Genomic DNA, 25,950 nt, shown 5'->3' on the forward strand with positions numbered 1-25,950 from the left:
GTGCTTTATATGTAGTATCAATCGATTTTCTCCATTTAAAAGCTGATAAAAATTTACTCTCCTAAATCGACATTATGATACACTTGTTGCACATCTTCTAGATCTTCTAGTGCATCAATTAACTTTTCAAATTGTTCCTTTGCATCAGCTGGAAGAGATACATCATTTTGTGCAAGTATTGTTAGCTCCGCAACTGTGAACTCTTCTACTCCCGCAGCCTTACATGCTTCTTGAACCTCATGGAATTGATCTGGTTCCGCATAGACAATAATCGAATCGTCTTCAGCAACGATATCACGAACATCAACATCGGCCTCAAGCAAAAACTCGAGTACTTCTTCTTCTGATTTTCCTTCAAGGCCAATAACGGCGGTCGCATCAAACATAAATGAAACGGATCCGCTCACACCCATATTTCCAGCATTCTTTTTAAAAGCCGAACGTACTTCTGCCGCTGTACGGTTAACGTTATTCGTTAAAGCATCAACGATGACCATTGAGCCATTAGGTCCAAACCCTTCATAACGCAGTTCATCATAATTTTCTTCTGAACCGCCTTTTGCTTTTTCAATGGCGCGATCGATAATGGCCTTTGGCACACTATATGTTTTGGCACGCTCAAGCACAACTTTTAACGCTCGGTTAGACTCAGGATCTGGTTCCCCTTGTTTTGCAACCACGTAAATTTCACGCCCAAACTTGGCATAGACCCGACTCGTATTTGCATCCTTTGACGCTTTTTTCTCCTTAATATTGTTCCACTTACGCCCCATAATGAACACTCGCTTTCAACTATATCTATTGTTTTCACTATCAGTTCACTTGTTTTTAGAACTGATCCATAATTCACCAACATTTATTATACTATACATTTATTCATTGTTTCGAGTTTTATCTTTTCGTCTTTAATAGGGCTTTTCGATGTTACACATTTAGTCCAAATTATGGTAATGTTTTTAGTAACCGTGAAAGGAGGAGATAACTTATGCCAACGATTCAAGTAGAAGGAAGAGGGTCTTTCCAAGTAGAGGAAGGAACGAAATTAGTACTGGCTTTAGAAGATAACGATGTCGATATTTTGCATCGCTGTGGCGGAAACGCACGATGTACGACCTGTCGCGTCGAAGTCCTTGCAGGAGATGCCGGTCCCGTTGAGGAAGCAGAAGCAAAGATTCTCGATGCAAAAGGATTTAGAGAGGAAAACATTCGACTTTCCTGTCAAATAAGAGTACAGTCAGATTTAACTGTAAAACCTGTTATGACAGCAACTGATTCAGGGATGGACCCAGGTACTCGTCCTCAAGACTAAGAAAAAACGAACCAAAAAGGAGCGATGGCATCACCAGCCACCGCTCCTTTCTCAACTCACGAAAAAATTTCTAACCCAAACACAAAATGGGCAATAAAGAAAACAACTAACATCATAATGAGCCCTACTAATAAGCCTCCAATAGGTTCTCTTAAGTCTGGGTGAATCACTTTTTTCTTCAGCACGATTTTCACCTCTTTCCTTCATTGATTAACGAATCATCAATGAAGAAAAGAACGTGCTTTGATATTTCACCGTCATTAATTGAACCATCCTTTTCTCTACCGGAATAGGCGAATCAAATAATTGCACAATGTAGTTCGATAGAATTGAGCTATCGTCTTTAAAGGTGCTGTTCCAAAGCTTCGTGATTACTGCTTGAAAAGAAGGTGCACTTAGCCCTCCTTCACTAATGGACCATTCAATCGAATCAGAAATTTCGGTATCACCGTCATACGGTTTTTCACTCATTGAAAAACCGTATAAACTAAAAACAATCGAAAACACTATGCTAAGCAAAAAGATCCGTTTATAAATCATCCTCATCACCTATTTACGTATCTAACATACCTGAATTAGACGCTAATGTTAGTCCCTATTAAATACTCTAGTCCTTCTTCTAACGTTAATCTTTGCACATGTGTAATGTCTATGTTTTCATTTTCCAAGTCACTTTCGAGTTGCTGTAAATCATTCGTCACAACTTGAATTGGAGAGGTTACTAGATCGATCACATTTGGATGATTTCGAATTCGATCCGTTACCTTTGATATCCATATTCTACCCCAATTTTCAAACATCTCATCCTTATCAAAAGAGTGAAGTATGTTCCCTTCATGAAGAACGGTAATCCAGTCACATATTGATTTTACCTCATCTATGGAATGAGTCGCTAATATTATGCTTCTTTCTCCGTCCTCCAAATAGTGTATCAAATCCTCTCTCATTTTCTTTTGAGAAATGATATCCACTCCAGCCGATGGCTCATCTAAAATAAGCAAAGTTGGACGATGACTAATCGAAAGAATAAACTCCACTTTCTTTTTCATGCCTTTTGAACACTTCGCATATTTTTTCGTACCATCAATTTGGTACCTCTCTAGTAAGTGTTGAAAGTACTGTTCATCCCAACTTGAATACCAAAACGAGACGAACTTAGCAAGTTCTTTAATCGACAGATGGCCAAATGGTTCAAGTAATTCCCCAGCATACCCAATTTGTTGCTTGATGTCTGTCTCATTTTCTTCATATGACTGATTAAATATTTCCAGAGAACCACTATTAGGTTGAAGCAAATTCATAATCAAACGAAAGAATGTACTTTTCCCCGAACCATTTGCTCCGACGATCGCAATCGCAGTTCCTTTCTCTACCTTCATATCAATCGGGCCTAATGTAAATTTCTTGTATTGCTTGGTTAAACCATTTGTCGTTAGCAATGGGCTTTCCATGGTTATCCCCCATTCGTTTTCATATTAATCACATCTTCAAAGATTCGTTTAATCTCACTACGCGACCAGCCTAATTGTTCTGCCTGTTCAATGGTTTTCTTAAAAGCATCGACAACCACTTTTTGTTTGGTCTCTTCCATTTTTACCGTTTCCATCTCTTTTACAAACGTCCCTTTCCCTTGAACGGTTTTAATAAATCCATGGCTTTCTAGATTTTGATACGCTCTTCTTGTCGTTATCACACTACATTGAAGGTCATTAGAAAGAACTCGAATGGAAGGTAGCGGTGTACCAGGTGGAAGCTGTCCGCCAACAATTAGTGATTTCACTTGTGTTTCGATCTGATGATAAATCGGCTCTCTGCTTTCTTCAGAAACTCGAATGGGTAGTTTCATTGGACCTCCTCCCTTCCGTTACACATAATCTCTCTTCTTCAAGCGGCGCATAAGTAACTTATGCCAAAGGAAGCAGCCCATCACACCAATGATGATCGAAACAATAGCAGAAAACCACCCAAAATCTTTGACTAATAATAGGCTCCATTCAACGATGCTATGTCCAACGATATGACGAAAGCTAAAAAACAAACCAAACATTAAAGCAATCCAAACAAATGGCAATAGATGCAAGACCTTCCCACTTGTTCCGTATTCAATATATGGATTCATCCCACCAAGAGCAAGAGAATAACCAAACCAAAGCAAAATAAACACGAAAAACTCTGGCAACGTCACATAAGTAAAAAAGCTATCTGGCAACGCAAATGCCATGGCACCATAAAAGATTGTCGACATGATCAACAATGTGATGAGCATCATCAGAGTTTTGCTTAATGCAATAACTGTCACAGGAATTGGTAAGGTTCTAAGAAAAGCCATTCGTTTGGTAAATGGATCGTCTTTGATCGTTTGAAACGATAAATAAGGTCCAGACATAAAAATAGCTGCTAATGAAGGCACGATTGCAACAAAAAAGATATCTAGTACGATCTCGTTATAATACATCACACCATCACCAAACAAAGCTCTAGCTGCTTGCTCTAAAAAGATAGCCGTAAACAAACCAAAGAATACGACCGCAACAACTGTGAAAATAAAGCCCTTCCACGTGTACCTCATATCTTTTTTCACGAGCCATAACGCTTGAGTAAACATTCATCTACCTCCTTAATTAAAGAAGCGATTCGATACTCCATCATCACGATGTCCAAGCAAATCAACTCCGAAATAAGCAAGAATAACAAACACAATTGTCCAAACTGTAATGCTAGCCGTCATCCAAACAAATGCTTTCTGCTTAGTAGCCCCTAAGGAAACACTCATAAATGCCGTTACGTGACTTCCGACAAACAATGGACCAATCATCGCTAAACCAGGTAAACCATATTTGCTCCAAATTTTCTGTGCGCGAACAGTTCGCTTGCTTTCTGTCTGGCCTTCTTCTTGTTCTTGGCCCTTATTCTTTTTCTTATTTCTCCAAGCTTTAATTTTATTTACGAAAACAATCACTAGAAATACCGTCACAATGTTTCCAAGCAAACCTAAAATAATGACTGGTACGGCTGATAAACCAGCAATAATCGCGAGTGGTGCAACGGCATACCCCTCAAGAAAAGGCACAGCAGATAAAATAAAGACTAAAACATACGCCCATAATAATTCAAAGAAATTCATTTAATACATCCCCTAACTGTTATACTGTTTATATTTATATACACACTATAACATCCTTATTTGTTAAAGAAAAGAGGAATTTCAAAAAAAGACGTATGCCTAGTCGTAGGCACACGTCTTTTCTTCTTATCAAAAGACTTTAACGTATTTTGACTTTCTTAAAGATACGATCATTCCAAAGAAAGTAATTGACAAGCAATAAAAGAACAATGTAAATATAGATTCCAAAAGGAACCATTGAACTTAGATAATGCAGTCCAATAAAAGGTCCAATCAATAGCAGCAAAATAAAAATGGTAAAGCCCTCTCCTTGTTGTCCCGCTTTAAACGATTCAGAAAACGGCAAAGCCTTTTTTAATAATAGGAAACACAAAACCGTATATACAAATGAACTTAATAATACCGTCAATAAATGCGGAACAATCGCAACTGTAAAAATGTAGCCAAATATCAAACATTGTAAGATATATACAGGAAGAAACAGCTTCATGAGAAATGCTTTTAAAGTACCTTTGAAAATAGGTCCTGGATGCTCTATTGGTGCTGCTTGATAGATCCAAGCCCCTTTATAAGTCCCTGAGTATTTCAACATCATTATAATAGTCGGAATGATTAATAAACAAACATAGATCGCCAAATAATATTGAGTTGAAGCCATCTCCTCTAACGTTCTATAACGAAACTCATTATAAAACAATAAGATCGGTAGCACGAAGGCGAGCCCTAATGAAGGATACACCTTTAACTTAAACTCTCTTTCCTGCTTCATCATCGTATTGGCAAATCGGTAAAATGTTCTTTCTTTACTGTTACGACAAATCCACTTTGCCACCAAGCTACCTTTATGACTGCTTTTTCTACCACCACTTTGGGCCGTAAGCTTTTGAAGGTTCCTCTCAAAAGAAGGCATTAATTTAATGTAGAGCACAATAGAAAAGATTGGCACAATAAATGCTAAAGCCGTATAAATCAATATAAACATATTGGTATGACCATTTAAGATCCATTCGAACGGAGCAGCATACCACATTGGCGGAAGAAAGAACTGCCACCAATCTAAATTAACTTGAATATCAATATTAATAAACTCAAAAGAACGAATCACTAATTGATATCCAACAATCGTTGCAAGTGACAACATAATTTGAACATAATTGATCAGATCCATTAATTTCTCGCCATCAAAGAAGCGTAAAATAAACAAATAAAGCAAGGCTGTTATGACAATAATTAAGAGATTTACAAATAGTATCTCTACAAGAAAGATAAGAAAAAAGACAATGCCTTTTGTAAATAAAGAAACAAGCAAGGGAATCGCCATAATCGAACCAGTTAAAAAAAATAAATAAATGACGATGTGTACAAGTTTAGACGCACTAATTGTCTTCTGAGTAACAGGTTTTGTTTGCAAGATTGTTTTATCTCGTATGTCTAAAAGAACAGACGAGAAATCCGAAATCATCGATGTCATAATAATAAACATTGCTATTGAAAAGACAATACTCATTTGAAACAAATAATTTTCACCAACAAGAATAAAAGGGACGAGTACAAGCCCAAAAAGGCCATAAAGCCATAACGACTTTAAAAATTGATTTCCTTCTTTCTTTTTGTCGGTCTTTGCGTTGGATTGAGTAAAGATCGTTGGGACCCTTCTATTATCCATCGTTAATTTCACCTGCAAAATCTTACGCATGATGTTGTAATCAACACCTAATTTCTCAAATACACTTCGAAAATAGTCTAGTAGTTTAAGAGTTAGAAAGTTCTCCATCCCTACACCTCTTGAACAATAGAGACAAATTCCTCAGCGATTTCTTGATGTTCATGAAACCCAGTTAATTGATTAAAAATTTGTTCTAATGTCCCTTCCGTGTTTTGTTCTTTCAACTCATCAAAGCTTCCATCTGCAATAATTTGCCCTTCAGATAGAAGGACGATTCGGTTACTAATCTTCTCGACAACTTCCATAATATGAGAAGAATAGAATATCGTTTTTCCTTGTGCTGCTAATTGCGCTAAAATCTCTTTCACCACCATAACACTATTAGCATCTAGTCCACTCAATGGCTCATCAAGAAATAATAGATCAGGATTATGCAATAAACTAGAAATAAGTAAGACCTTTTGCCTCATTCCTTTCGAATAAGATGAAAGCCTCGAGTGATACACCTCTTCTAAGCCAAATTTGGCCATCAACCGTCTAGCTTTGCTCTCTACTTGCTCAGGAGGAACTCCATATAATTCTCCTACAAAAGATAAATATTCACCTGCTGTTAAGTTATCATACAATTCAGCCGTTTCCGGCACATAACCAATATGCTTTTTATAATCTACTTTTCCATCCGAGATATCATTACCAAAGATCGTGACGTTCCCATGATAACCTTCAATAAGGCCAAGCATTATTTTCACAGTCGTACTTTTCCCAGCTCCATTTGGACCTATATAACCAATGATTTGTCCCTTATACACGTCTAAATTAATCGCACGCAATACCATTTTATTCGTAAATGACATCGTGACATCTTCTAAAGATAAGATCGGTTTTTCTATTTTCTCCACACTAATCATCCACTCCATAAATAGAATTATCTCTCAATTTTAACATAAACACCCAATAAATAACCTACTAAATAACGAAAGAACTATAACAATAGAATGATAGATTATTAAGTTATTTGATAAAAACTATAATTTCCTCAAATAAATATGAGAAACCTGCAACTATCCTCCACTCACGAAAAGAATATCGTAAACTATAAATATAACCTGAAAAACTTTATAACTTGTATACATATAGGAAATTCACTCGTTATTTGTTTACATTTACGACAATCTGCTGATATATGTAGAGAAGTTTTTGCAGGAAAATACCTACTCAATCGAAAAATTAATAAGTAAGGAAAAAACTCCAACAAATGAAAAGAAAGGTGGTCGTTGTTTGTGAACAGAGACCTAAGCCTACAACAAATCGCCGAAGGCATGACAAAATCGCTGTTGAATGCTTCAGATAAAGATTTGGAAGGTTTTCAAAAAATCATCGACGCAACATTAGAATTAAGAGAGGCACACAAAGATTTGCAAAAAATGGTTCAAAGTTATTCAAATTCCGGAATTCAGCGTAGCGTAAATCATAGTCAAAGCCATTCTCATAACAGCTAATACTACATTAAAGAAGGATCACATTGATGCATGTGATCCTTCTTTATTAGGAATTTCTCTTTTTTAATTTTATATCATTTAGAGCTGGGTTTCGGATCTTTAGCTACCTTATGAATGAGCTTCCCTCCTTTGCTGCACTCTCTTTCGGCTTTCATCAACGTCTATTTAATCATAAAAAAAGGCAGTTTCCGCATACTTTGTTGTTTTTATGAGGAAGACGTGTTCTCCATATGTTCGTTCCATTGCGCTTCAGTCACTCGTACCAGCAAGGCGGTGCCGAGCCTCCTCGGCTGTTCCTGCGGTGTCTCGCCCACCTCTACATGAGGCCACTGAAAAAGTGTTCGTTTATATTTCGGACTTGAAAAGTAGCTTCGATCTCGCTCCCGGGATGGGGGGCACGCTTTCCGCAGGCGGGCGTTGAACTAACCGGCTGCGCCGGTGGATTTCAACCTGCCCTTCCCTCCTGCAGGAGTCGGCCCTCCCATCCCGTCCGCTTTGTTGAGAGGAAAGATAGAAATTCCCTACTCTTCAACGATCAAAAGAAAATAGGAGAAATAGCTTAAAAAGCCTTTGAGAAATTAAACCAAAGGCTTTTTGTCTACAGTCAAATCAATGATTGAGTGGGAAGTCGCAGCATACATTTGTTTCTACTATAAAAACTGCACCAGCAGGTCCTGGTTCATCGTATAGTTATTTCGATGCTCCTAGTAACGGCCTATTTCTTGAGAACAGCTTGTGGTCGAAGTGGGCAAACGGGTTGTAGGGGCTATGGAATTCTTAATACAAATTGGTAAAGAAAAACACACATGTTGATATTCTCAACATGTGTGTTTTTCTATTTTATTGAATTTGCTACTTTTTTAAGCTCTTTTATGCATTCTTCGATATCAGGATATTTATTTTTATTAATACCTATAAGATATGTTAAGTCATTAACCTTAAAGTTTATAAAGAGAAAGTCAATACTTTGATCATTAATTATTTCTGCTTTAATCCCATTATTTAAATTAAAATACTCACCTTTTGCACTTTTAAGGTTTAGGTCATTTACATGTGCTTCTAAAGCTAACGTTTTATTACTTTTTTCATTCAAATAGTCAATTCTTAAAATATCCTGTGATTTATCAATATTTCCACCACTAACTGTTGGTGTAAAAGGTAAGTATTCAGGCATCATTACTTTTTTTCATATTGTTTTTCAAACTCTGATACGGCTTTCTCAATTGGTATAACATCCCCTAATGGTTTATTAGGGTTCGGTTCTAGGGGATCACTTGTTTCAGCTTGAACTAAAGATAAGCTTAAAATAACAGACAATAATACATTAAACATAATTTATCACTCCTTTACGTTAATTATTTCAAATAGGAGTAATCGTATACATTTAAGTCAAAGTAACAAGCGTTATAATGCTTGTTACTTTTTATTTGTGCTCTTCAGCTCTAGAAGGTCGAATTTAGTTTTTTTGAACTAGCCTTATAAAAAACCAGTAATACCCGAATATCCAATCATGATGGCAAATGCTCCAAGTAAAATGTAACTAAGAGCCGTATTTGCTTGGCCTCCCATACCTGAAACAAGCATATCAATGCTATCCCCTAAAGGAAGGCCCGATGCTACACCAGCAGTTAGTGCAGCAAAGAGAATGGCCAATACAACGTTTACTCGAAGGAGACTACGAACAACCATAATGATGACAGAAATGACTACAGCATTAATCAAACGTTAATCCCCCTCTTTGCTTTCCTTTTAAAAAGTTCAAAATGACATGAGCTGCCACTCTGCTTGTCATATCACGGAAGTCTACCGTTGGATCCACTTCTACAATTTCTAGTCCTCCTACCATCGGGTGTTCCCCCAAATACGAGATTGCCTCAAAAAGATCAACTGTATCCATGCCCCCTGGTCCAATAGCTGGACACCCTGGTGCTTGCGCCTGATCTATGACATCCATATCCACAGAAACGTAAATCGAATCAACGGACTTTTCAAGCTTCTTTAGTGATGTTTCCATTAACTCTTTCATACTCGTATGTCGTACGTCCTTCATCGTGTACACCGTTACACCATGATTGTTTACATAATCATGATATGGTTTACTATTTGAAAAATCACGAATACCTACTTGAACTAAGTTGGCCCCATTGATGGTTTTACTTTCAAGTAAACTTCGAAAGGGTGTACCATTGCTTGGACCTCCATCCTCCAAGTTTCTTACGTCATGATGAGCGTCAAACTGAATGACCCCCACTTCTCCTTTTGCTTCTTGATACCCTTTAATACTAGGATAAGTAATTGAATTATCTCCCCCTAATACAATAGGAAGCCATGATGGATGTTCCTTAAACAATTGAAGAATCGTTTCATAAACGCGGTTCTGAGATTCTTCAATATTCGTTACATGCATGGAAACATCACCTAAATCTTGAATGATCCATTTGGCTAAATCAATGGTATCTTCGATTGAATAGGTTGAATAGCCTGACAATGCTTTCCGGATCGTTCCCGGAGCAAAACAGGCTCCTGAGTGACTAATGGATGATTTAGAAAGGGGAGCGCCAATTAGCCCAACCCCTCTGATTTTTTCACCACTCCACTCTTTTATTAAGTCTCCCATCTTTGTGACGTCCCGGTCGATAAATGATGAATTAGCTTTTTGTAGATAAGGTAATGGTGTCAATGATCTTCCTCCTTTTTGAAACGATTTGTCCCTTTTTAATTACGGTATTTACATGATTCACTCCGTAATGATAAGGAAGATATTGATAGTTCGGAGCATCCCAAATCACAAGATCCGCTTGACGCCCCACGACCACTTGACCTGCTTTTTCTCCGCGACCGATGGCATAGGCAGCATTAACCGTCATCGCATTCCAAATTTCTTCAGGAGACATGTTCAGCTTCAAGGCTGCAAAAGTCATAATCAACTGTATGTTTTCTGTCGGGCAGCTTCCTGGATTAAAATCTGTCGCCAGCGCCACTCTTACTCCCTCATCAATCATTTTTCTAGCACGCGCAAACGTCTCTTTTCCTAAATAAAAGGTGGTACCTGGCAGTAAAACAGCAATCGTTCCAGAGTTAGCTAACTTTTTAATCCCCTGATCTGATGCACCAACAAGATGATCTGCTGACACCGCTCCTAAATCAGCTGCTAGTTCTGTTCCACCTAAAGGATCAATTTCATCTGCGTGAATTTTTAATCCAAATCCTTTCTCACTCGCTTTAATTAAATACTCCCGAGACTGCTCGACGGTAAACACACCGGTCTCTAGTAAAAATATACAAACAAACTCCGCAAGTTCCTCAATTTTAATTAAATCAAGCATCCCAATCATTTCATCTAAAAAGGCTTGGGGGTCTTCTTTGTATTCATTTGGTATTGCATGCGCTCCTAAAAACGTCGAGACCAAATCAATCGGATGATCTTGCTGCAAGCGTTGGGCTACTTTCAGCTGCTTAAATTCTGTATCTACATCTAATCCATAACCACTTTTCACTTCCGCAGTCGTTACCCCATAAGATAGCATCCGATCAAGGTGAAAGCGTGCTTTTTCGTATAAATGATCTTCTGTCGCTTCACGAGTTTGTTCAACCGTAGACAGAATGCCCCCTCCTTGTTTTAGAATGTCTAAATAAGGAACGCCTTGCTGCTTTAACGCCATTTCATGCTCACGTGATCCACCAAAAACAACATGAGTATGAGGGTCAACCAATCCTGGCGATACGAGCTTTCCTTGACAATCAATGACTTCACCAGCTTGAATTTCTGCTGCATCCTTCTTCTTCCCAATGAAAGCAATCTTGCCATTGGCTATTCCGACAACGGCATCTTCAAGCATGCTTACATCTTGCATGTCTTTCCCGGCTTTAGGACCAACCGCTTCCATCGTTAGCAACTGCCCAATATTCACAAGTAGTAAATCAACATATTGTTTCATTCGCCCGCCTCCTCTTAATTCTCTTTCTCATTCATAGGAATAACAACATTCTTTTCCTTCGCTACATCTTGTGCGAGCTCATATCCAGCATCTGCATGGCGTATAACACCCATGCCTGGATCTGTTGTAAGAACGCGTTCCAATCGCTCTTTTGCAAGCGGTGTTCCATCAGCAACGACCACCATTCCAGCATGAAGGGAATACCCCATTCCAACCCCACCACCATGATGGACCGATACCCAGCTCGCACCGGCAGATGTATTGACTAGTGCATTTAAAATCGCCCAATCCCCTACTGCATCACTTCCATCTAACATCGCTTCAGTTTCCCGATTTGGTGAAGCAACAGAGCCACAATCTAAATGATCACGTCCAATGACAATCGGTGCTTTTAATTCTCCTTTTCTTACAAGCTCGTTAATAGCAAGCCCCATCTTTTTACGCTCACCGTAACCTAACCAACAAATACGTGATGGCAAACCTTGAAACGCAACTTTTTCTTGAGCCATGTCAATCCAGCGGCAAAGCGCTTCATTTTCAGGGAATAGTTCTTTAATCAGTTCATCCGTACGGTAAATATCTTCAGGATCGCCTGATAAGGCTACCCAACGAAAAGGACCTTTCCCCTCACAGAAAAGAGGACGGATATAGGCCGGAACAAAGCCAGGGAATTTGAACGCATCTTCAAAGCCTTCATCCTTTGCAACTTGACGAATATTATTTCCGTAATCAAACACAATCGAGCCTCTCTCTTGCATCTCGACCATCGCTTCCACATGCTTTCTCATGCTTTCATTTGCTAGCTTCACATATCTAGTCGGATCTGTATCACGAAGCTCATCAGCTTCCGCTAAAGAAAATCCTTCAGGAACATAGCCATTTAATGGATCATGAGCCGATGTTTGATCTGTCACAATATCAATATGAATGTTGCGCTCGAGAATTCCATGATGAATTGCTGCTGCATTGCCTACTAAACCAATTGAAAGAGGTTCGCGTTTTTCCTTAGCTTCTAGCGCCCACTCAAGTGCTGTATCTAACGAATGTGTCATGCGGTCACAATATTTTGTATCGATTCGTTTTTGAATTCGCTCTGCATCTACATCAACAGCAATGACAACACCATCATTCATTGTCACTGCTAGAGGTTGCGCACCACCCATTCCTCCTAAGCCGGCTGTTAATGTTAATGTTCCTTTTAAACTATTAGAGAAGTGTCTTCTAGCAATTTCCGCAAATGTTTCATAGGTACCTTGTAAAATCCCTTGAGTTCCAATATAAATCCAGCTGCCCGCTGTCATTTGGCCATACATCATTAACCCTTCTTTTTCGAGCTTATTGAAATGATCCCAATTGGCCCACTTAGGTACTAGAACAGAATTGGACAACAACACTCTCGGTGCAGCCGGATGGGTTTTGAACATTCCTACAGGCTTACCCGATTGAATCAGCAACGTTTCATCGTCTTCCAGCTTCTTCAAGGAACGAACGATCGCATCAAATGATTCCCAGTTTCGAGCTGCTTTTCCAATCCCCCCATAAACAATCAAGTCTTCTGGTTTTTCAGCGACTTCAGGGTCCAAATTATTGTATAGCATACGTAAAACAGCTTCCTGCTCCCAGCCTTTACATTCTTTTTCTACACCTGTTTTTGCCTGAATCATTCGTTTTTTTGTTGTCATGTTTTCTCTCTCCTTTTAGGAATGAATTTTCGTTTCTGATGGATCAAAACGGTGCGAACTTGCTTGTAGCCATTTAGAAATTTCTTCGATATCTTTTGAGAACACGCGATCCTTTGTAATGGATGAGGCTATTTCTCTTCCTTTATGAAAAAATTGACTTGTTGTTTGCGACATCTTGTCGGTTCCTCTATATTCTGTTGCTTGCATCGCACAAATGGCTTCAATAGAAAGGACACGGCGTGCATTCTGAATCACTTGGTAGGCATGTCTTGAACCGATCGTTCCCATGCTAACATGATCTTCTTGGTTTGCAGATGAAGGAATCGAATCCACACTCGCTGGATGAGCCAATGTTTTGTTTTCAGAAACAAGCGATGCGGCTGCATATTGCATAATCATCGCACCAGACTGCAATCCTGGCTCCGGACTTAAAAATGGCGGTAAATCACTTAATTGTGGATTCACTAACCGTTCAATCCGCCGCTCTGATATATTAGCTAACTCCGCCATCGCTATTGCTAAGAAATCCATAGCAAAGGCAATCGGCTGACCATGAAAATTCCCGCCAGATAATACTTTCTTCCCATCATCAAAAATAAGTGGATTATCTGTGGCTGCATTCATTTCAATCTCTAACTTTTCCTTTACGTAATTCAATGCTTGCCATGTCGCCCCATGCACTTGCGGGATACAACGTAACGAATACGCATCTTGCACTCTGACTTCCCCTTGCTTTGTCGTTAACTGACTATCCGCTAAATAGGTGCGAATTCTCCTAGCAACATCGATTTGTTCTTTATAGCCACGAGCTAGATGGATCTCTTCATCAAAGGCATCAATAATGCCTTGTAACCCTTCCATTGTCATTGAAGCAATAACTTCTGATTGAAAAGCTAGCTTCTCAGCTTCTAAATAAGCCACTATTCCCATTGCGGTCATCGCTTGCGTTCCATTTATGAGCGCTAACCCTTCTTTTGCTGTTAAAGAAATTGGAAAGATTCCTTCTTTTGTTAAAGCATCGATTGCATCTACTTTTTCACCTTGATAAAAAACCTCACCCTCTCCAATTAACACGAGTGCTAAATGGGATAATGGAGCTAAATCTCCACTTGCCCCAAGCGATCCTTGCTGGGGAATCACAGGGTGAATGTGAGCATTTACTAAATCAAGTAATCTTTCTATCACAACTGGTCGTACTCCTGAGAATCCTTTCAATAATGCATTAGCTCTAAGAAGAACCATCGCTCTTGACACCACTTCTGGAAAAGGTTCTCCAATTCCACAAGCATGCGAGCGAATCAAGTTTAATTGCAAAGCCTCCACATCATCTTTCCCGATATAGACATCGCTAAATTTTCCAAAACCTGTTGTTATCCCGTATACCACTTTTCCCTCATCCACTATTTTTTCAACTGCTTTGCGGCTTGCATTGACTTTCTTCATACTTTCATCTGAATACGTAACTTTCTCATTTTCAAAGAGCACATTACGCACATCAGAAAAAGTTAGTGTTTGACCGTTTAATATAACCATGATCCTCTCTCCTTCCAATCCCTTTAGTTAAGTAAAGGAGCAATAGAAAAGGGGACTATATCACTGAAATCAAACATTTGATTTCAAGATATAGCCCCCTATTAACTAAAATACTATGGGCAATTATATGTGATTAATTCCTAAACCAATCGTTTCATGCTCTGACCCTTTAACAGGTGCACCTATTGTGCCATACAAGGAAACGGCAATCCAATCTCCTTCTAACTCACTGTCATACGGGTTTCCACGCAATATGGCAAACGATAAGCCAACTGTTCGTAAAACAGACCCTAACTGAACTTGACCTCTCGTTACTCCATGTAGCGCTTCGATAATGGCATGATACAGTGCGTGTGATTCACGATAAACATTCGACTGGATAATCCCATTTTTCTTCGCCGCAGTCTCTATTGCTGCCACTACTTTATGCGCCTCCATTGAACCAACTTTTCCGGTACATCCTTTCCAATTCGACTGTTCCAGTTTCTTTAACTGACCAACTGAATCCTCAGAAAGCAATAGAAGGATCGCGTGTCGTCCAATCCGATTATCATTACTTAACGCCATCAACAACAACTCTTTCGCTTTTCTATCAAACTAATATCTAATAACTACCCTTAGTGTAAGCGCTTAAAAATCATGTGTCAATGAAAAATTCCAAATTCATACGGTAAATGAAATATTCACCTAGAACCTTTAGGCACTTCCTCGGGAAGGAGTATGTAATTACTTCCCCCTTCCCAATGTATAGTATGATTGGTGCCTTTAGTATGTGAAGCTCTAAAGATGAAACCATTAAAACATTAGAACAAACTAAGAAAATAAAATCTCTGCTAAATAGACTGTACCTGTTACCGTCACCATGCTAAACACGGTTGATACCAAAACCGTTTGCGCTGCATATTCAGGATGATTCCCGTATTCCAATGCAAATATCGAGCTATTTCTTGACGTAGGAAAGGCACTCGCAATGAACAACGCCTGTGCAATCGTTCCATCGAGGTTTAAAAGTAGGATCACGATAAGACCAAGACAAGGAGAGAGAATCAACCGCCCTATTAAACTAAGGATTAACGGCTTTGAAAAACGATAGATCTTGATAAACGCACTTTGAGCTCCTAGGGTCACAAGCGCGATCGCCATAAACGCACTGGCTGTATTTTCGATAGGAGTCCAGAGATAATGTGGAATCGGAACCGAAAGAACTTTCAGAACAATAGCAAACACCAGTGCATATATAACAGGATTTTTCAAGAACAATCGCAGCGCTTGGAAGCCTTTTTTCTCCACAGAAACCGAATTAAACAATCCATATGTAAATGTAAGTAGATTTTGAAAAATAAGAACAACAATTTGAACGGTTACTCCGATCGGATGATGCAAAAAGACGAGCTGACTGACAGGCAAGCCAAAGTTGCCATTATTACTGAGGACAACACTATTCTTAAACGTCGCTGACAAACGAGTGTCAAATCTCGCAAACTTTGCAACTAGCGCACTAATCACAATTAAGCTCATATTTTGTAAAACAAGAAACCCAATAATCAGCGATAATGTATCACCTGCCATTTGACTCTGATACACATTAACAAAACATACAGCCGGTATTAATAGAAACGTATTTAGCCTTGAAAGTGTGCTCATATCAAACTTAAAGGTTCGATGAAGAAAAGCTCCGATTGCGATCAAAGAAAAAATAGGAATCATCACATTCACTACGATTAGAAAAAACACATCCACACACATTCCCCCTTCCACCCAAGCATAATAAATAACTAAGCCGCCTGTAAAATTCAATTTGGCTATAAGGTTCTATTCAAAAATTGAATAGAAAAAAAGAGGGCTCATGCAGGCGCGAATGTGCGGAGTCAATACGGCTTTGTTGAGTAACACTCATACTATATTTAATGAATTTGTGTAAAGTCCAATTTTTCAACGAATCGAACAAACTCCCTAACCATCTTTACTTCAGCAGTGTCTTCATGATAGAACATCCATGTTTTTCTTATGAGAGGAGCTCCGTTTTCATCTTTCAATGGTATGCTATGTACGTCCTTTTGCTCCTCAATTAATGCGCTAGGAAGAATTCCATAGCCAAGACCATTGATCACCATTTCTTTACACGTAATCCCCTTATCGACTTCCATCCCAATCAAAGGAGCCTGAGAAAATGTGCGGTTCCACCATTGATCTATGACCGTCTTAAGCAGTGTATCGGTTTCATAATTAATTCTTGGCATCGAAGGCAGATCATCAAGTGCAAATGGTTCCTTAGACGCCACACTAATGTTCTCTTCAAATAGAAGGCACCTTGAATCAGACCACTGGTAATCGCCGCGAACAATCCCAATATGAACATCCCGATGATAGACCATATTCACAATATCATGACTCCAACCGGTTGTAACTTTGTAGTTCACGTTTGGATACTGTTCCTGAAACCATTTTAATAGAGGAGCTAGCTTATACCTTGCAATATAATTCGATACCCCTAATCGCAGAGTACCGCTCACTTCTCTCTCCATATTAAGAACGTTTTCTTTCATCTTTTGAAGACGTGTTAACATGTCTTCAGCACTTTTTACTAGATATTCCCCTTGAGGAGTAAACTGAATTCCCTTTGCTCCCCGGTTGATGATTGAAACTTGAAACTCATTCTCGATATGTTGAATTCTTTTTGTTAAGGAAGGTTGTGAGATATAGAGACTTTGAGCCGTCTTTGTAATGTTTTGTTTCTCAAAAAGAACCTTTAAGATAAGCCAATCACGTTCATCCATTTTTTCTCCTCCAACAATTGTTGATTGTTATGACATAACGGATTTCGATATCTAACTTAGATTTTAGCCACATGCTTCATTTCTCTTACTTATAATCTACTCTATACATTACCATAAAAGTCTAGTCTTTCTATTAGAGACAAATGTCCAACTCACCAAAGCTCTCTCTTCACTAGAAAGGCTAGATTTTCCATGAACGAAAAAACTTGAAAAAGTTTATTAATTCATGCATAATGGAGATCGTGTGAGATTCACGATCTCCATTATGCAAATAGGTTAAATTAATACTTCATGGGGCTGGCTGTGACACTGGTGTTCGCCACGGTCTTCAAAACCGCTTGGGAGGCGCGTGCCGTCTCCGCTAGGTTCGATTCCTAGACAGTCCCGCCAAACCTTATATAATCAAGGGTTTAATTGCTTTTAATTAATCGCAACGAAAATTATCTAAATACTCGGAATTTTACAAAATATAATGGGACGGTCTATTTCACTTTGTTAGATCACTGATTTTGGGGTCATTTCGTCTTTATCCATATAAGCAGACTTAGCAATCGACACCTCACTTGTATTGAAGCCTATATTCCCCCCCACTGTAAAGCTCTCAATTCTTCGAAACGTGTTACTGTATGTCCTCCCATAAAAAAGTATGGGATGGTACATTGTGATAACAAAAAATAAGCATCATATACAAATACAACAAACATGTATATAACGCTTTAGTAAGACTAATCATTATTTTTCGTAAAGTTTTTAATATACATAGTTACAAAGTTTACCTATCTGTTCTACTTCAACCACTACAATATCCCCCGACTTCTTAATCATTTGGCGGTAGAACGATGTTGGTCTGATCGGGAATCACGGAAGACGTCGGTTTCAAAAACAAAAATGGTTCTTTAAGATTTGCTTTCCCACCAGTTTCTTTTGCATGATCAGCATATGTCCATCCAAAATTAATGATTTTCGAGAGTACTACCGGCTCCAAAATCTTCACATCATTATATTTAACCCTTTCTCCATCAAATTTTAAATCATTGATTACTACTTCAGTAAAAGTACTAGATAATTGTACTATCTCGTCATCTTCAACAATTCCATAATATACATTTCCGTCACATCTTTGATAACGAACTATCATCTTTGTTTTTTGTAGTACCTTCATTGCCACACCAACCTCTCATTATTTTCCTTTGTAACTTATACCTAATCGCTAATTAACGGATATTAACCCAAACTTCTCCAGTTAAATTCGTACTGTATAAAAGCACGAAGAGATGTTCTTCGTGCTTTTATTATCAATAAAGGATATATATTGTATCTCTGTTACTCTCCAACTTCTTTGAATATAATTAGACGATTGGAGAACGTCAACGATTTTGAAGTGCAAGAGCCTAATCCTCCCTATCCGAAAAAGTATGCTTTTTTCTCCACAAACATGCAAATTGGAATATCATCTTCTAATGAACAGTATCGTTGTACTACGTAGCAAATTATTTTGTTTTGTTATTCTTCTTACACATAAGCTCACGTTTCGTGATACCTATTCGAAAATGACACATTGTCAAATATTAATCCCTTGATGCAGTTTCATATCGATTTATCTTATTTTCAAGTATTCGTTTAGCTGTCTCTGAAGTATTGATATCCCTCGCTATTGCTCTAGCCTTTAAAATGTCACCATTGGCAGCTTTATAAACTGCTAGGCATTTTACGTAATCACGGTTATATTTACTCCATGTATTACCATGAATATTCTTTATCGCTTCTAAAATAGATCTTAAGTGTTCAATACTACCTACTTTTTCATAGAAATCAAAAGTTGCTAGAAGTACGAATATATCGTTGGGATATAAAAATGCATTCTTTTCAATTAGATCTTGAGCAATTTCAAAATTGTCATTAAAATAAACGTTATATTGAATATTCATTACTAAAGACATACTTTTAGCTTTTTCAGAGTCAATTTTATCTATATCCTCTAACAATAAACTCGCTCGATTTCTTCTTTCTTCAAAACTTAAATTGTCACTTCTTCCGTAAGATAAGCATTGAAAGTATGCTTGAATGTGAAACTCATTATTTTTATTGAATTCGTAATTTTCCTGAGCCAAATTTAAAGCTTTATCATATTCCTCATTGTTATTATAAACAAGAACCAGCTCTCTTTTAGCTCTTGAAAATTTAGGTCGTTCTTCAAGGGCCTTCAATAGACTATTTATGGCTTCTCTATCACGTCCTACATGTCGATAATAAAATCCAAATAAAAAATTATGCTCAGGTCCATCAATTTTCTGAACTTCTGCTTTAAACCTGTCATCTTTTAGACGTGCCAACGATGAACATAGAAAGTAACGTATTTCTCTAGCTATATGTCTATCCATAAACTCTTCGCTTATCAAAATTCTATCTGCTAATTTAACAACATCTTGATCTCTATCTTTTCTATCGTATAATTCTTTCATTGATTTTAAGTAATGAGATGGTATTAAATATCTATTATCTATTTCTTTATTTTCACTAATCACTTCTCTTAGAGAATAAAATACATCTGAAACATCCTTATCATTGAAATTATCATAATCATTCATAAAATTTTTAACATGCTCATGCAGAGCATCTTTAAATTCTTTACCCATTTCAAATCTTTGTCTCTTTACATAATTCTTTATAGCAGAATTTAGACATATATATTCGCCATTTATACCTAAATTCTCACAAATTCCATTTGTTATAAAATCTTCAATCAGCATCTTATATTCTTCTGAATCATTGAATAATTCAGAAAGCATACTATAACTAATAAAGTCAAATGTAGCTATCAACGCCAATAAATTATGAGCATTTGCATTCTTATCATACTGAGATACTAACCTAGATACTTTCCCGTCAGAAAAGTCAGTAATAATAGATGTATCTCTTTTTATATCTTGAATATTATTATGCTTAATGTAATCAGCTGTATAAATTATTTCTTTTGGTAGCCCAGAGAAAAAAGTCGTAACATATTTTATATCTTCATCTCCTAAATCCAATCCCGAAATCCGGCTGTATCTTGTGAATAATCGACTTCTTTCGCCCGCGGAAAGTTCCGGAACATGAACAGCATGAATCGACTCTGCTTTAATCAGATCCTGAAACCTTGTTCTATGTTTGCTTACGACGCAAATAGTCATGCCATTAAATGCTTCATTAAGTTTATTATTCAACTTTAGATACCAATCACTTATAGTCCTTGTAGGAGACACTATGGCACCTTCATCTACTATTAATAAAACATCTTTAGCATTCTTCATTTCCTTAAACATTTTAAATGCAATTTCTATTTTTTCATCCTGAGAGATTTGCATAAGAGATTTCTCAAAACCATAATCTGATTCAAAACCTAAATCATTTAATAAAAGTATTAAATCTTCTATACTTTGATGTGCATCTAAAAATATAGTTGGCATAAAATAACTTTCACTAATTATGCTTGATTTTATTAAACTTCTTCTTAATAGGGATCTTCTTCCTATTTCATTTAAGCCTGATGCAATTAAAGAAGTTGGTACAGGTTTATCGTATGTATCAATTCGTTCCTCAATATTATCAATAAGACTATTTCTTCCTACAAAAAACGTATTCTTTTCTTTAATTTTAGGATTTTTTTCCCATACTAATTCTATATATCTATTATGTATTTTTCTTGCAGCAACTGCTGGACGAGAGATAATTCTAATGTTATATGTTTCTCTCATCCAATTTGGGATTCTCTTATCTTCATGTGTTATCTGTTCATCGATTATAATTGGATATATCTTTCTCAGGTCATTTCTATCAAATAAATCCTTAGCCTCTAAAATTTCCTTTTTAACCCAAGGAGATTCTAATGCAGTTTCAGAAATAAAAAGAACAAAAATTTCTGTGTTCTTTAACCATTTCGATATTTCTTGAGATGTTTCTTGACCTTCTTCAAAAGTTATAGCATCATATACAAATTTATCTTTACCAATTAATTTTGTTAAATTCTTGACAATGTTTTCTATGTAAAAAATTTTATCCTTGCTACTATGAGATAAAAAAATCCTTTTCAATGCAAATTCCCCCTAATTAGCGTGCAAAAAGTACGTGGTAATGGCTTCGAATCTTTCAAAAAGAAAAAGCCACTCTTTTTGAACAGACTCGAATATCAATATATTATACATTTTACCATATTTTTATAATTACTAGGTCATTAGGGTATAATTTTCAAAATATATTTAAAAAAATAACCATTAACTCTAAACAATCTGTTTAATGAACTTATAATTCTTCTATTATCTCGCCTGATTGTGGAAGCAATTACTTATATAACTACCTTTTCATTCTTTTTAAAAAAAGTTATTTGCTGCGCAGTATGTGTCAAATACGAAAGACGATTACTTTAAAAGCAATCGTCTTTAAAGGGTTATTCTATAACCAGTATATTTGTACTATGCAGCAAAGAACTATACTAGCTTTTCATCGTTCTTATTCAATGTAAGCTTCCGTTTAAGTACGGCATTTCACAAATCCAACTATATTTCACTTGAAATCTCCTCGCGTAATATCCATTTTTTTATTACCACTAGTTTATTTGACAAAAAAGTGACCAGATTTTTAACGGAAAGTGAACACTACGTTAAATGTAATCAAAATCTCTTTTAGTGAGGGGAGATAGCATTTAACATATAACTATATAAAAAAGTTTTTAAAAATGTAGGGGGCAAGAACATGAAAAAATTTAATGGTTTATTAGTATTGTCAATGACGGCTTTTGTTTTAGCAGCTTGTGGTGGGGACACAACAACTGAAGAACCAGATACGTCGACATCGGAAGAAAGTACAGAGGAAAATACTACAGAAGAAACAGACGCTTCAGCAGTTGAAGAAGGTCAAGTATTCACACTGGAAGAACTTAGTGAGTATAATGGGCAAGATGGAAATCCTGCTTATGTAGCGGTTGACGGAGTCGTTTACGATGTTTCAGATATTGGAGCTTGGGAAGGTGGAGAACACTTTGGTGGAGTAATGGCTGGTGCTGACAACTCAGAGAAAATTTCAGCATCTCCTCACGGCTCTTCTGTACTGGAAAACTTACCAATCGTCGGTACACTTGAATAACAATAAGAATGAAACAAGACACCTAGTTACGATTCAAATAATCGTAACTAGGTGTCTTTGTTTCAAGGTGGCGGGAGAGTGCCTTATTGCAATCCCAGTGTTGTCTATAGTCTTGAGCTTTTGAGAAGCTCGTTAACACAATAAACATTAGGGGCAGCAACTGACAACTTTTAGTTTCGCTCTAGCATCCGTTTGTTGAATAATGTTATCCATTATATTTAAGTAATGAGTACACATATGTATCATATGGCTCTCCATTTTGATACATATAATCCCTTAAAATACCTTCCTTTATAAATCCTACTTTTGTTAGCAACATATTAGAAGCCTCATTATCGGTAAAGACTACTGCACCGATTCTAGTTAGACCAAATTCACCAAATCCGTACTCAATTACTTTAGATACGGCTTCAATGGTATATCCCTTCCTCCATTTATTAGGATGTATCTCATAACCTATCTCAGCTCGTTTATGTTTAGGGGACCAAGCATTGAATCCTATAGTGCCGATTATCCCTTGAGTTCCTTTTATCTCAATCCCCCAACGTATTCCTCTGTTCTCCTTGTAACTGTTTGCAAAGAAATCAACAAATGCTTCTGCTTGTTCTATATTTTCTAAAGTATCTTGCCCATAATACCGTGTTACATTTTCATTTGAAAAACAAGCAAATATACCCTCTGCATCATCCTTCGATATTTCTCTAAGTACCAATCTTTCTGTCTCTAATGTTGGAAACATTTTTTCCTCTCCTTCTCAGCCCTTTAATGCAACACATCTTCTTCATACAGATAGGTAAGGGTTTGAACTTATCGCTCCCTTTTCCCCCTGTTCACACCGTACGTGAAACTTTCGAATCATACGGCGTTCCAACTAAACCAATTCATTCAATTCTATGTTTTTAATGAAGCATTTTATAAATCCAAATCAAATTGAGTCATTTTGGCATAGTCCCCGAAGTTCATTGACCTTTTCTTTCTGCTTCCTATCTAATTGTAGTGCTTCAAGTAAACGGTTGATTCTTTCAGTATCTTTCACATGTACTAGGCGATGAACAGCCTCGTGAAGCACTATCAGGTTTAAGAACCTGTCATCCTTTGAGAGATGAAAAGGATTTTTATGATGGCAATGCCAATCATTCAACCCTAACTCAACTCCAGTTACAGCACATTTTCCATACTGTGCAACGAACTTACTTATACGGTTGTCATTATACTCAATGGTTCGATTTGGAATAAAGCTTTTCATGATAGAACGTAGAACATTTTTATTTATCGCCTTTAAGGTCTTGTGTATCTTTTCTCTGCCTTCGGCAGTATAATTACACGTAATTTGCGAGAAACACAGATTTGTTTTATGCCGTTGGGCATAAATGGGTACAAATACCATGTCTCGTATCTTGAAAAACTTTGGTTCATATCCCTTGTAGCGTTTTTGTAATGTACGAGTCATATCCGAAAATTCCGCTTCTTTTCTGAGGTCTTTTAGTCGATTATATAAAGCCTTACTAAGGAAGGAGGTTAACTCACTAAGATTATTTGTAATTTGTGTGGCTGCTGAGTAGTAATTTTGAATTCCCATTACAACAGTATTATAATGTCAAACTGTCTCCATACAGGGTTTCTTCTGAATGACTTTTATTGCTTCTTTAATTTTTATGAGTGCATTTGACTTTGCTTTCTTCGTCATATTTGATTGAGCCACATAACCCATTCTGGTCTTACCTTTTCTTACGGCTTTAATCGAGAACCCAAGGAATTCTGACGAATTCTTCTTTAAGTTTATGACTTGTGACTTTTCATCACTTGTTTCAAGGTGTAACCTTGTTTTAAGAAAGTCTTTTACAGCATAATTCATCTTTATCGCTTGTGACCTCGTACGACAGAGAATTTTAAAGTCATCAGCGTAACGAACAATGAAACACTCTTTTAAGTGAGATTTTTTGAGAGCTTGATATTTTCCAGGATGCTTATATTTAAAGGTAGTTTTAAACGATTCCCATTGGTCACTTACCCACCAATCAAGTTCATTTAGGACAATGTTTGATAAAAGCGGAGACAGAATGCCACCCTGAGGAGTACCCTTGGTTGGAATGCCTTCTCTCTCAATTTCAGCTTTTAGTAGCTTAGAAATTATTGAAAGAAGTGCTTTATCCCTTATACCTATCGACCAGAGTTGTTTGAGTAGTTTACTATGGTTCACATTATCAAAAAAGCCTTTAATATCAACGTCTATACAGTGGTAGAGTCCTGCTTGATTGATAAGAAACTCAAATCTAGCTTTGGCGTGATGCGTATTCCTGTTTGGTCTAAAACCGTAACTATGCTTGTGAAATTTCGCTTCGCAAATCGGCTCCAACACTTGTAAAATACACTGCTGGAGGATTCTATCCCATATTGTCGGAATTCCTAAAGGTCTTGTTTTACCATTCGCCTTTGGAATAAACACTCGTCTAACTTTTTCTGGCTCGTATGCGCTAAGCATATGTTCAAGCTTTTTAGTTACTTGTTCCACAGACAAATCTTTTACATCTTCGATGGTTAATTTATTTGTACCTGCCGTTTTACTCCCAGTATTTCTTTTGATGTTTCGATACGCAAGACGTATATTTTCATTTGAACTAATTAGTTTCATCAAGTCATAGAAATTTTGACCATCAACACTTCGAGCATATAAGTTATCAAAACAAGATTGCATATCATAATACTCGTTATGCCTCAGTTTCTTCCGTTTTAACAAGTTGGTGACTCCCTTGGGAGTTCAACCTCTTTTAGTCTCACAAGAACCTTATTATTCGATAAAGAACTGCCTTACATGGTTGAATGATTCTTTATTAGTCTAGTGGCTATCCCTCCATGTGGATTAGACATTTCATTGGTACTGTGCCACCACTTTCACTGATATAAAGAAGGTTATACACTGGCTAATTTCACTAGCGTTTTCCTTTTCACCGTTTCATAGGGAGTAAGCCCTCCACGTTATCAGCTTACAACGTTGAATTATATCTATTATAGAAAGAACTTAGGTGCTTCCTGTAAGCCTGTTAGCTGTTCATATGCCTGTAACATATCATGGTTTTTCATAATAGTTAGTTTTACTCAACCACTGCTAACCTCACAATTTGGTGATATACACATTTCTATGTATTGCAGGTGTAGACCCGTACATTCAGAAGTTCGTCAGCTTACCCCATTCTTTTGGGATAATTAAGCATTCTCACCGTATTCAATCAACTCAGCATCATGATTTACACCACCCCCGCGGGTAGACTTTCGACAGCTAAAAATCACTGTTACGGTAAAT

At 37.2% G+C, this 25,950-nt stretch carries 24 protein-coding genes, 1 tRNA gene and 2 pseudogenes; 4 read left to right on the top strand and 23 right to left on the bottom strand.

Annotated features, from left to right (window positions below; genetic code table 11):
• Nucleotides 1-53 precede the first annotated feature (53 nt).
• Entirely contained in the window at nucleotides 54-773 is a 720-nt protein-coding gene (locus LQ50_RS19210) for a YebC/PmpR family DNA-binding transcriptional regulator (RefSeq protein ID WP_034632399.1), read from the bottom strand.
• 212 nt (nucleotides 774-985) lie between these two features.
• Between LQ50_RS19210 and LQ50_RS19215 the strand changes: the two genes are divergently transcribed.
• On the top strand, nucleotides 986-1,309 hold the full coding sequence (locus tag LQ50_RS19215) for a 2Fe-2S iron-sulfur cluster-binding protein (RefSeq protein WP_034632401.1): 324 nt from the start codon (nucleotides 986-988) through the stop codon (nucleotides 1,307-1,309).
• 56 nt (nucleotides 1,310-1,365) lie between these two features.
• Here the strand turns inward: LQ50_RS19215 and LQ50_RS26335 are convergent, their stop codons facing one another.
• The 8 genes from LQ50_RS26335 to LQ50_RS19250 all read right to left on the bottom strand — a co-directional run bounded on the left by LQ50_RS26335 (nucleotide 1,366) and on the right by LQ50_RS19250 (nucleotide 7,007).
• Nucleotides 1,366-1,494 (bottom strand): hypothetical protein, encoded by a 129-nt coding sequence (locus LQ50_RS26335; protein ID WP_272913737.1) that lies wholly within the window; start codon nucleotides 1,492-1,494, stop codon nucleotides 1,366-1,368.
• A 25-nt stretch (nucleotides 1,495-1,519) separates the two neighbouring features.
• Nucleotides 1,520-1,849, bottom strand: a complete 330-nt coding sequence (locus LQ50_RS19220; protein ID WP_034632402.1) for a hypothetical protein — start codon at nucleotides 1,847-1,849, stop codon at nucleotides 1,520-1,522.
• Nucleotides 1,850-1,884: 35 nt separating this feature from the next.
• The gene (locus tag LQ50_RS19225) at nucleotides 1,885-2,760 is read right to left on the bottom strand and encodes an ABC transporter ATP-binding protein (RefSeq protein WP_052144871.1); all 876 of its coding nucleotides are present in this window, start codon (nucleotides 2,758-2,760) and stop codon (nucleotides 1,885-1,887) included.
• 2 nt (nucleotides 2,761-2,762) lie between these two features.
• Nucleotides 2,763-3,155 (bottom strand): GntR family transcriptional regulator, encoded by a 393-nt coding sequence (locus LQ50_RS19230; protein WP_034632403.1) that lies wholly within the window; start codon nucleotides 3,153-3,155, stop codon nucleotides 2,763-2,765.
• Nucleotides 3,156-3,173: 18 nt separating this feature from the next.
• Nucleotides 3,174-3,914: a hypothetical protein gene (locus LQ50_RS19235; RefSeq protein WP_034632404.1), complete on the bottom strand. Its 741-nt coding sequence runs from the start codon at nucleotides 3,912-3,914 to the stop codon at nucleotides 3,174-3,176.
• Between the two features lie 12 nt (nucleotides 3,915-3,926).
• A complete protein-coding gene (locus tag LQ50_RS19240) occupies nucleotides 3,927-4,433 on the bottom strand; it encodes a small multi-drug export protein (RefSeq protein ID WP_034632405.1) in 507 nt (168 codons plus the stop codon).
• A 139-nt stretch (nucleotides 4,434-4,572) separates the two neighbouring features.
• Nucleotides 4,573-6,207: a hypothetical protein gene (locus LQ50_RS19245; RefSeq protein ID WP_034632406.1), complete on the bottom strand. Its 1,635-nt coding sequence runs from the start codon at nucleotides 6,205-6,207 to the stop codon at nucleotides 4,573-4,575.
• Between the two features lie 2 nt (nucleotides 6,208-6,209).
• Nucleotides 6,210-7,007, bottom strand: coding sequence for an ABC transporter ATP-binding protein (locus LQ50_RS19250; RefSeq protein WP_152608260.1), 798 nt, complete (start codon nucleotides 7,005-7,007; stop codon nucleotides 6,210-6,212).
• 372 nt (nucleotides 7,008-7,379) lie between these two features.
• On the opposite strand from LQ50_RS19250, the gene LQ50_RS19255 reads away from it, so the two are divergent.
• Nucleotides 7,380-7,598 (top strand): hypothetical protein, encoded by a 219-nt coding sequence (locus LQ50_RS19255; RefSeq protein ID WP_034632407.1) that lies wholly within the window; start codon nucleotides 7,380-7,382, stop codon nucleotides 7,596-7,598.
• A gap of 835 nt (nucleotides 7,599-8,433) precedes the next feature.
• Here LQ50_RS19255 and LQ50_RS19260 read toward each other — a convergent pair.
• The 10 genes and pseudogenes from LQ50_RS19260 to LQ50_RS19300 form a co-directional block, all read right to left on the bottom strand.
• Complete coding sequence (locus LQ50_RS19260; RefSeq protein ID WP_034632408.1) at nucleotides 8,434-8,775, bottom strand: hypothetical protein; 342 nt, start codon at nucleotides 8,773-8,775, stop codon at nucleotides 8,434-8,436.
• Complete coding sequence (locus tag LQ50_RS25540) at nucleotides 8,775-8,930, bottom strand: hypothetical protein (RefSeq protein WP_161784702.1); 156 nt, start codon at nucleotides 8,928-8,930, stop codon at nucleotides 8,775-8,777. Before LQ50_RS25540 ends, LQ50_RS19260 begins: the two co-directional genes overlap by 1 nt.
• Before the next feature lie 147 nt (nucleotides 8,931-9,077).
• Nucleotides 9,078-9,320, bottom strand: a pseudogene (locus tag LQ50_RS19265) (transporter permease); the annotation flags it as partial.
• Nucleotides 9,313-10,278 carry a formimidoylglutamase gene (hutG, locus tag LQ50_RS19270; protein WP_034632418.1) on the bottom strand — a complete coding sequence of 322 codons (966 nt, stop codon included), beginning with the start codon at nucleotides 10,276-10,278 and terminating at the stop codon, nucleotides 9,313-9,315. The gene hutG and the pseudogene LQ50_RS19265, both read right to left, overlap by 8 nt.
• Complete coding sequence (hutI, locus tag LQ50_RS19275) at nucleotides 10,247-11,536, bottom strand: imidazolonepropionase (RefSeq protein WP_034632420.1); 1,290 nt, start codon at nucleotides 11,534-11,536, stop codon at nucleotides 10,247-10,249. Before hutI ends, hutG begins: the two co-directional genes overlap by 32 nt.
• 14 nt (nucleotides 11,537-11,550) lie before the next feature.
• Nucleotides 11,551-13,218, bottom strand: a complete 1,668-nt coding sequence (hutU, locus tag LQ50_RS19280; protein WP_034632424.1) for a urocanate hydratase — start codon at nucleotides 13,216-13,218, stop codon at nucleotides 11,551-11,553.
• Nucleotides 13,219-13,233: 15 nt separating this feature from the next.
• Nucleotides 13,234-14,751: a histidine ammonia-lyase gene (gene hutH, locus LQ50_RS19285; RefSeq protein ID WP_034632426.1), complete on the bottom strand. Its 1,518-nt coding sequence runs from the start codon at nucleotides 14,749-14,751 to the stop codon at nucleotides 13,234-13,236.
• A 123-nt stretch (nucleotides 14,752-14,874) separates the two neighbouring features.
• Nucleotides 14,875-15,318, bottom strand: coding sequence for a histidine utilization transcription antiterminator HutP (hutP, locus tag LQ50_RS19290; RefSeq protein ID WP_034632429.1), 444 nt, complete (start codon nucleotides 15,316-15,318; stop codon nucleotides 14,875-14,877).
• A 246-nt stretch (nucleotides 15,319-15,564) separates the two neighbouring features.
• Nucleotides 15,565-16,491, bottom strand: coding sequence for an AEC family transporter (locus tag LQ50_RS19295; protein ID WP_034632432.1), 927 nt, complete (start codon nucleotides 16,489-16,491; stop codon nucleotides 15,565-15,567).
• Nucleotides 16,492-16,655: 164 nt separating this feature from the next.
• Entirely contained in the window at nucleotides 16,656-17,528 is an 873-nt protein-coding gene (locus tag LQ50_RS19300) for a LysR family transcriptional regulator (RefSeq protein ID WP_034632433.1), read from the bottom strand.
• 293 nt (nucleotides 17,529-17,821) lie between these two features.
• Here LQ50_RS19300 and LQ50_RS25240 point away from each other — a divergent pair.
• A tRNA-Sec gene (locus tag LQ50_RS25240) sits at nucleotides 17,822-17,918 on the top strand.
• Between the two features lie 427 nt (nucleotides 17,919-18,345).
• On the opposite strand, the gene LQ50_RS19305 is transcribed toward LQ50_RS25240, so the two are convergent.
• Together LQ50_RS19305 and LQ50_RS19310 are read right to left on the bottom strand one after the other, a co-directional pair.
• On the bottom strand, nucleotides 18,346-18,690 hold the full coding sequence (locus LQ50_RS19305; protein ID WP_084138946.1) for a fumarylacetoacetate hydrolase family protein: 345 nt from the start codon (nucleotides 18,688-18,690) through the stop codon (nucleotides 18,346-18,348).
• A 406-nt stretch (nucleotides 18,691-19,096) separates the two neighbouring features.
• On the bottom strand, nucleotides 19,097-21,601 hold the full coding sequence (locus tag LQ50_RS19310) for a toll/interleukin-1 receptor domain-containing protein (RefSeq protein WP_052144872.1): 2,505 nt from the start codon (nucleotides 21,599-21,601) through the stop codon (nucleotides 19,097-19,099).
• Between the two features lie 658 nt (nucleotides 21,602-22,259).
• On the opposite strand from LQ50_RS19310, the gene LQ50_RS19315 reads away from it, so the two are divergent.
• Nucleotides 22,260-22,649, top strand: a complete 390-nt coding sequence (locus LQ50_RS19315) for a cytochrome b5 domain-containing protein (protein ID WP_034632435.1) — start codon at nucleotides 22,260-22,262, stop codon at nucleotides 22,647-22,649.
• Nucleotides 22,650-22,854: 205 nt separating this feature from the next.
• Here LQ50_RS19315 and LQ50_RS19320 read toward each other — a convergent pair whose 3' ends face one another.
• Nucleotides 22,855-23,388, bottom strand: coding sequence for a GNAT family N-acetyltransferase (locus LQ50_RS19320; RefSeq protein WP_034632437.1), 534 nt, complete (start codon nucleotides 23,386-23,388; stop codon nucleotides 22,855-22,857).
• A 186-nt stretch (nucleotides 23,389-23,574) separates the two neighbouring features.
• Nucleotides 23,575-25,344: pseudogene (ltrA, locus tag LQ50_RS19325) on the bottom strand (group II intron reverse transcriptase/maturase).
• Nucleotides 25,345-25,950 lie beyond the last annotated feature (606 nt).

Origin of the sequence: Halalkalibacter okhensis (assembly GCF_000787375.1) — a bacterium.
In the GTDB taxonomy this organism is placed as follows: Bacteria; Bacillota; Bacilli; order Bacillales; family Bacillaceae_D; genus Halalkalibacter; species Halalkalibacter okhensis.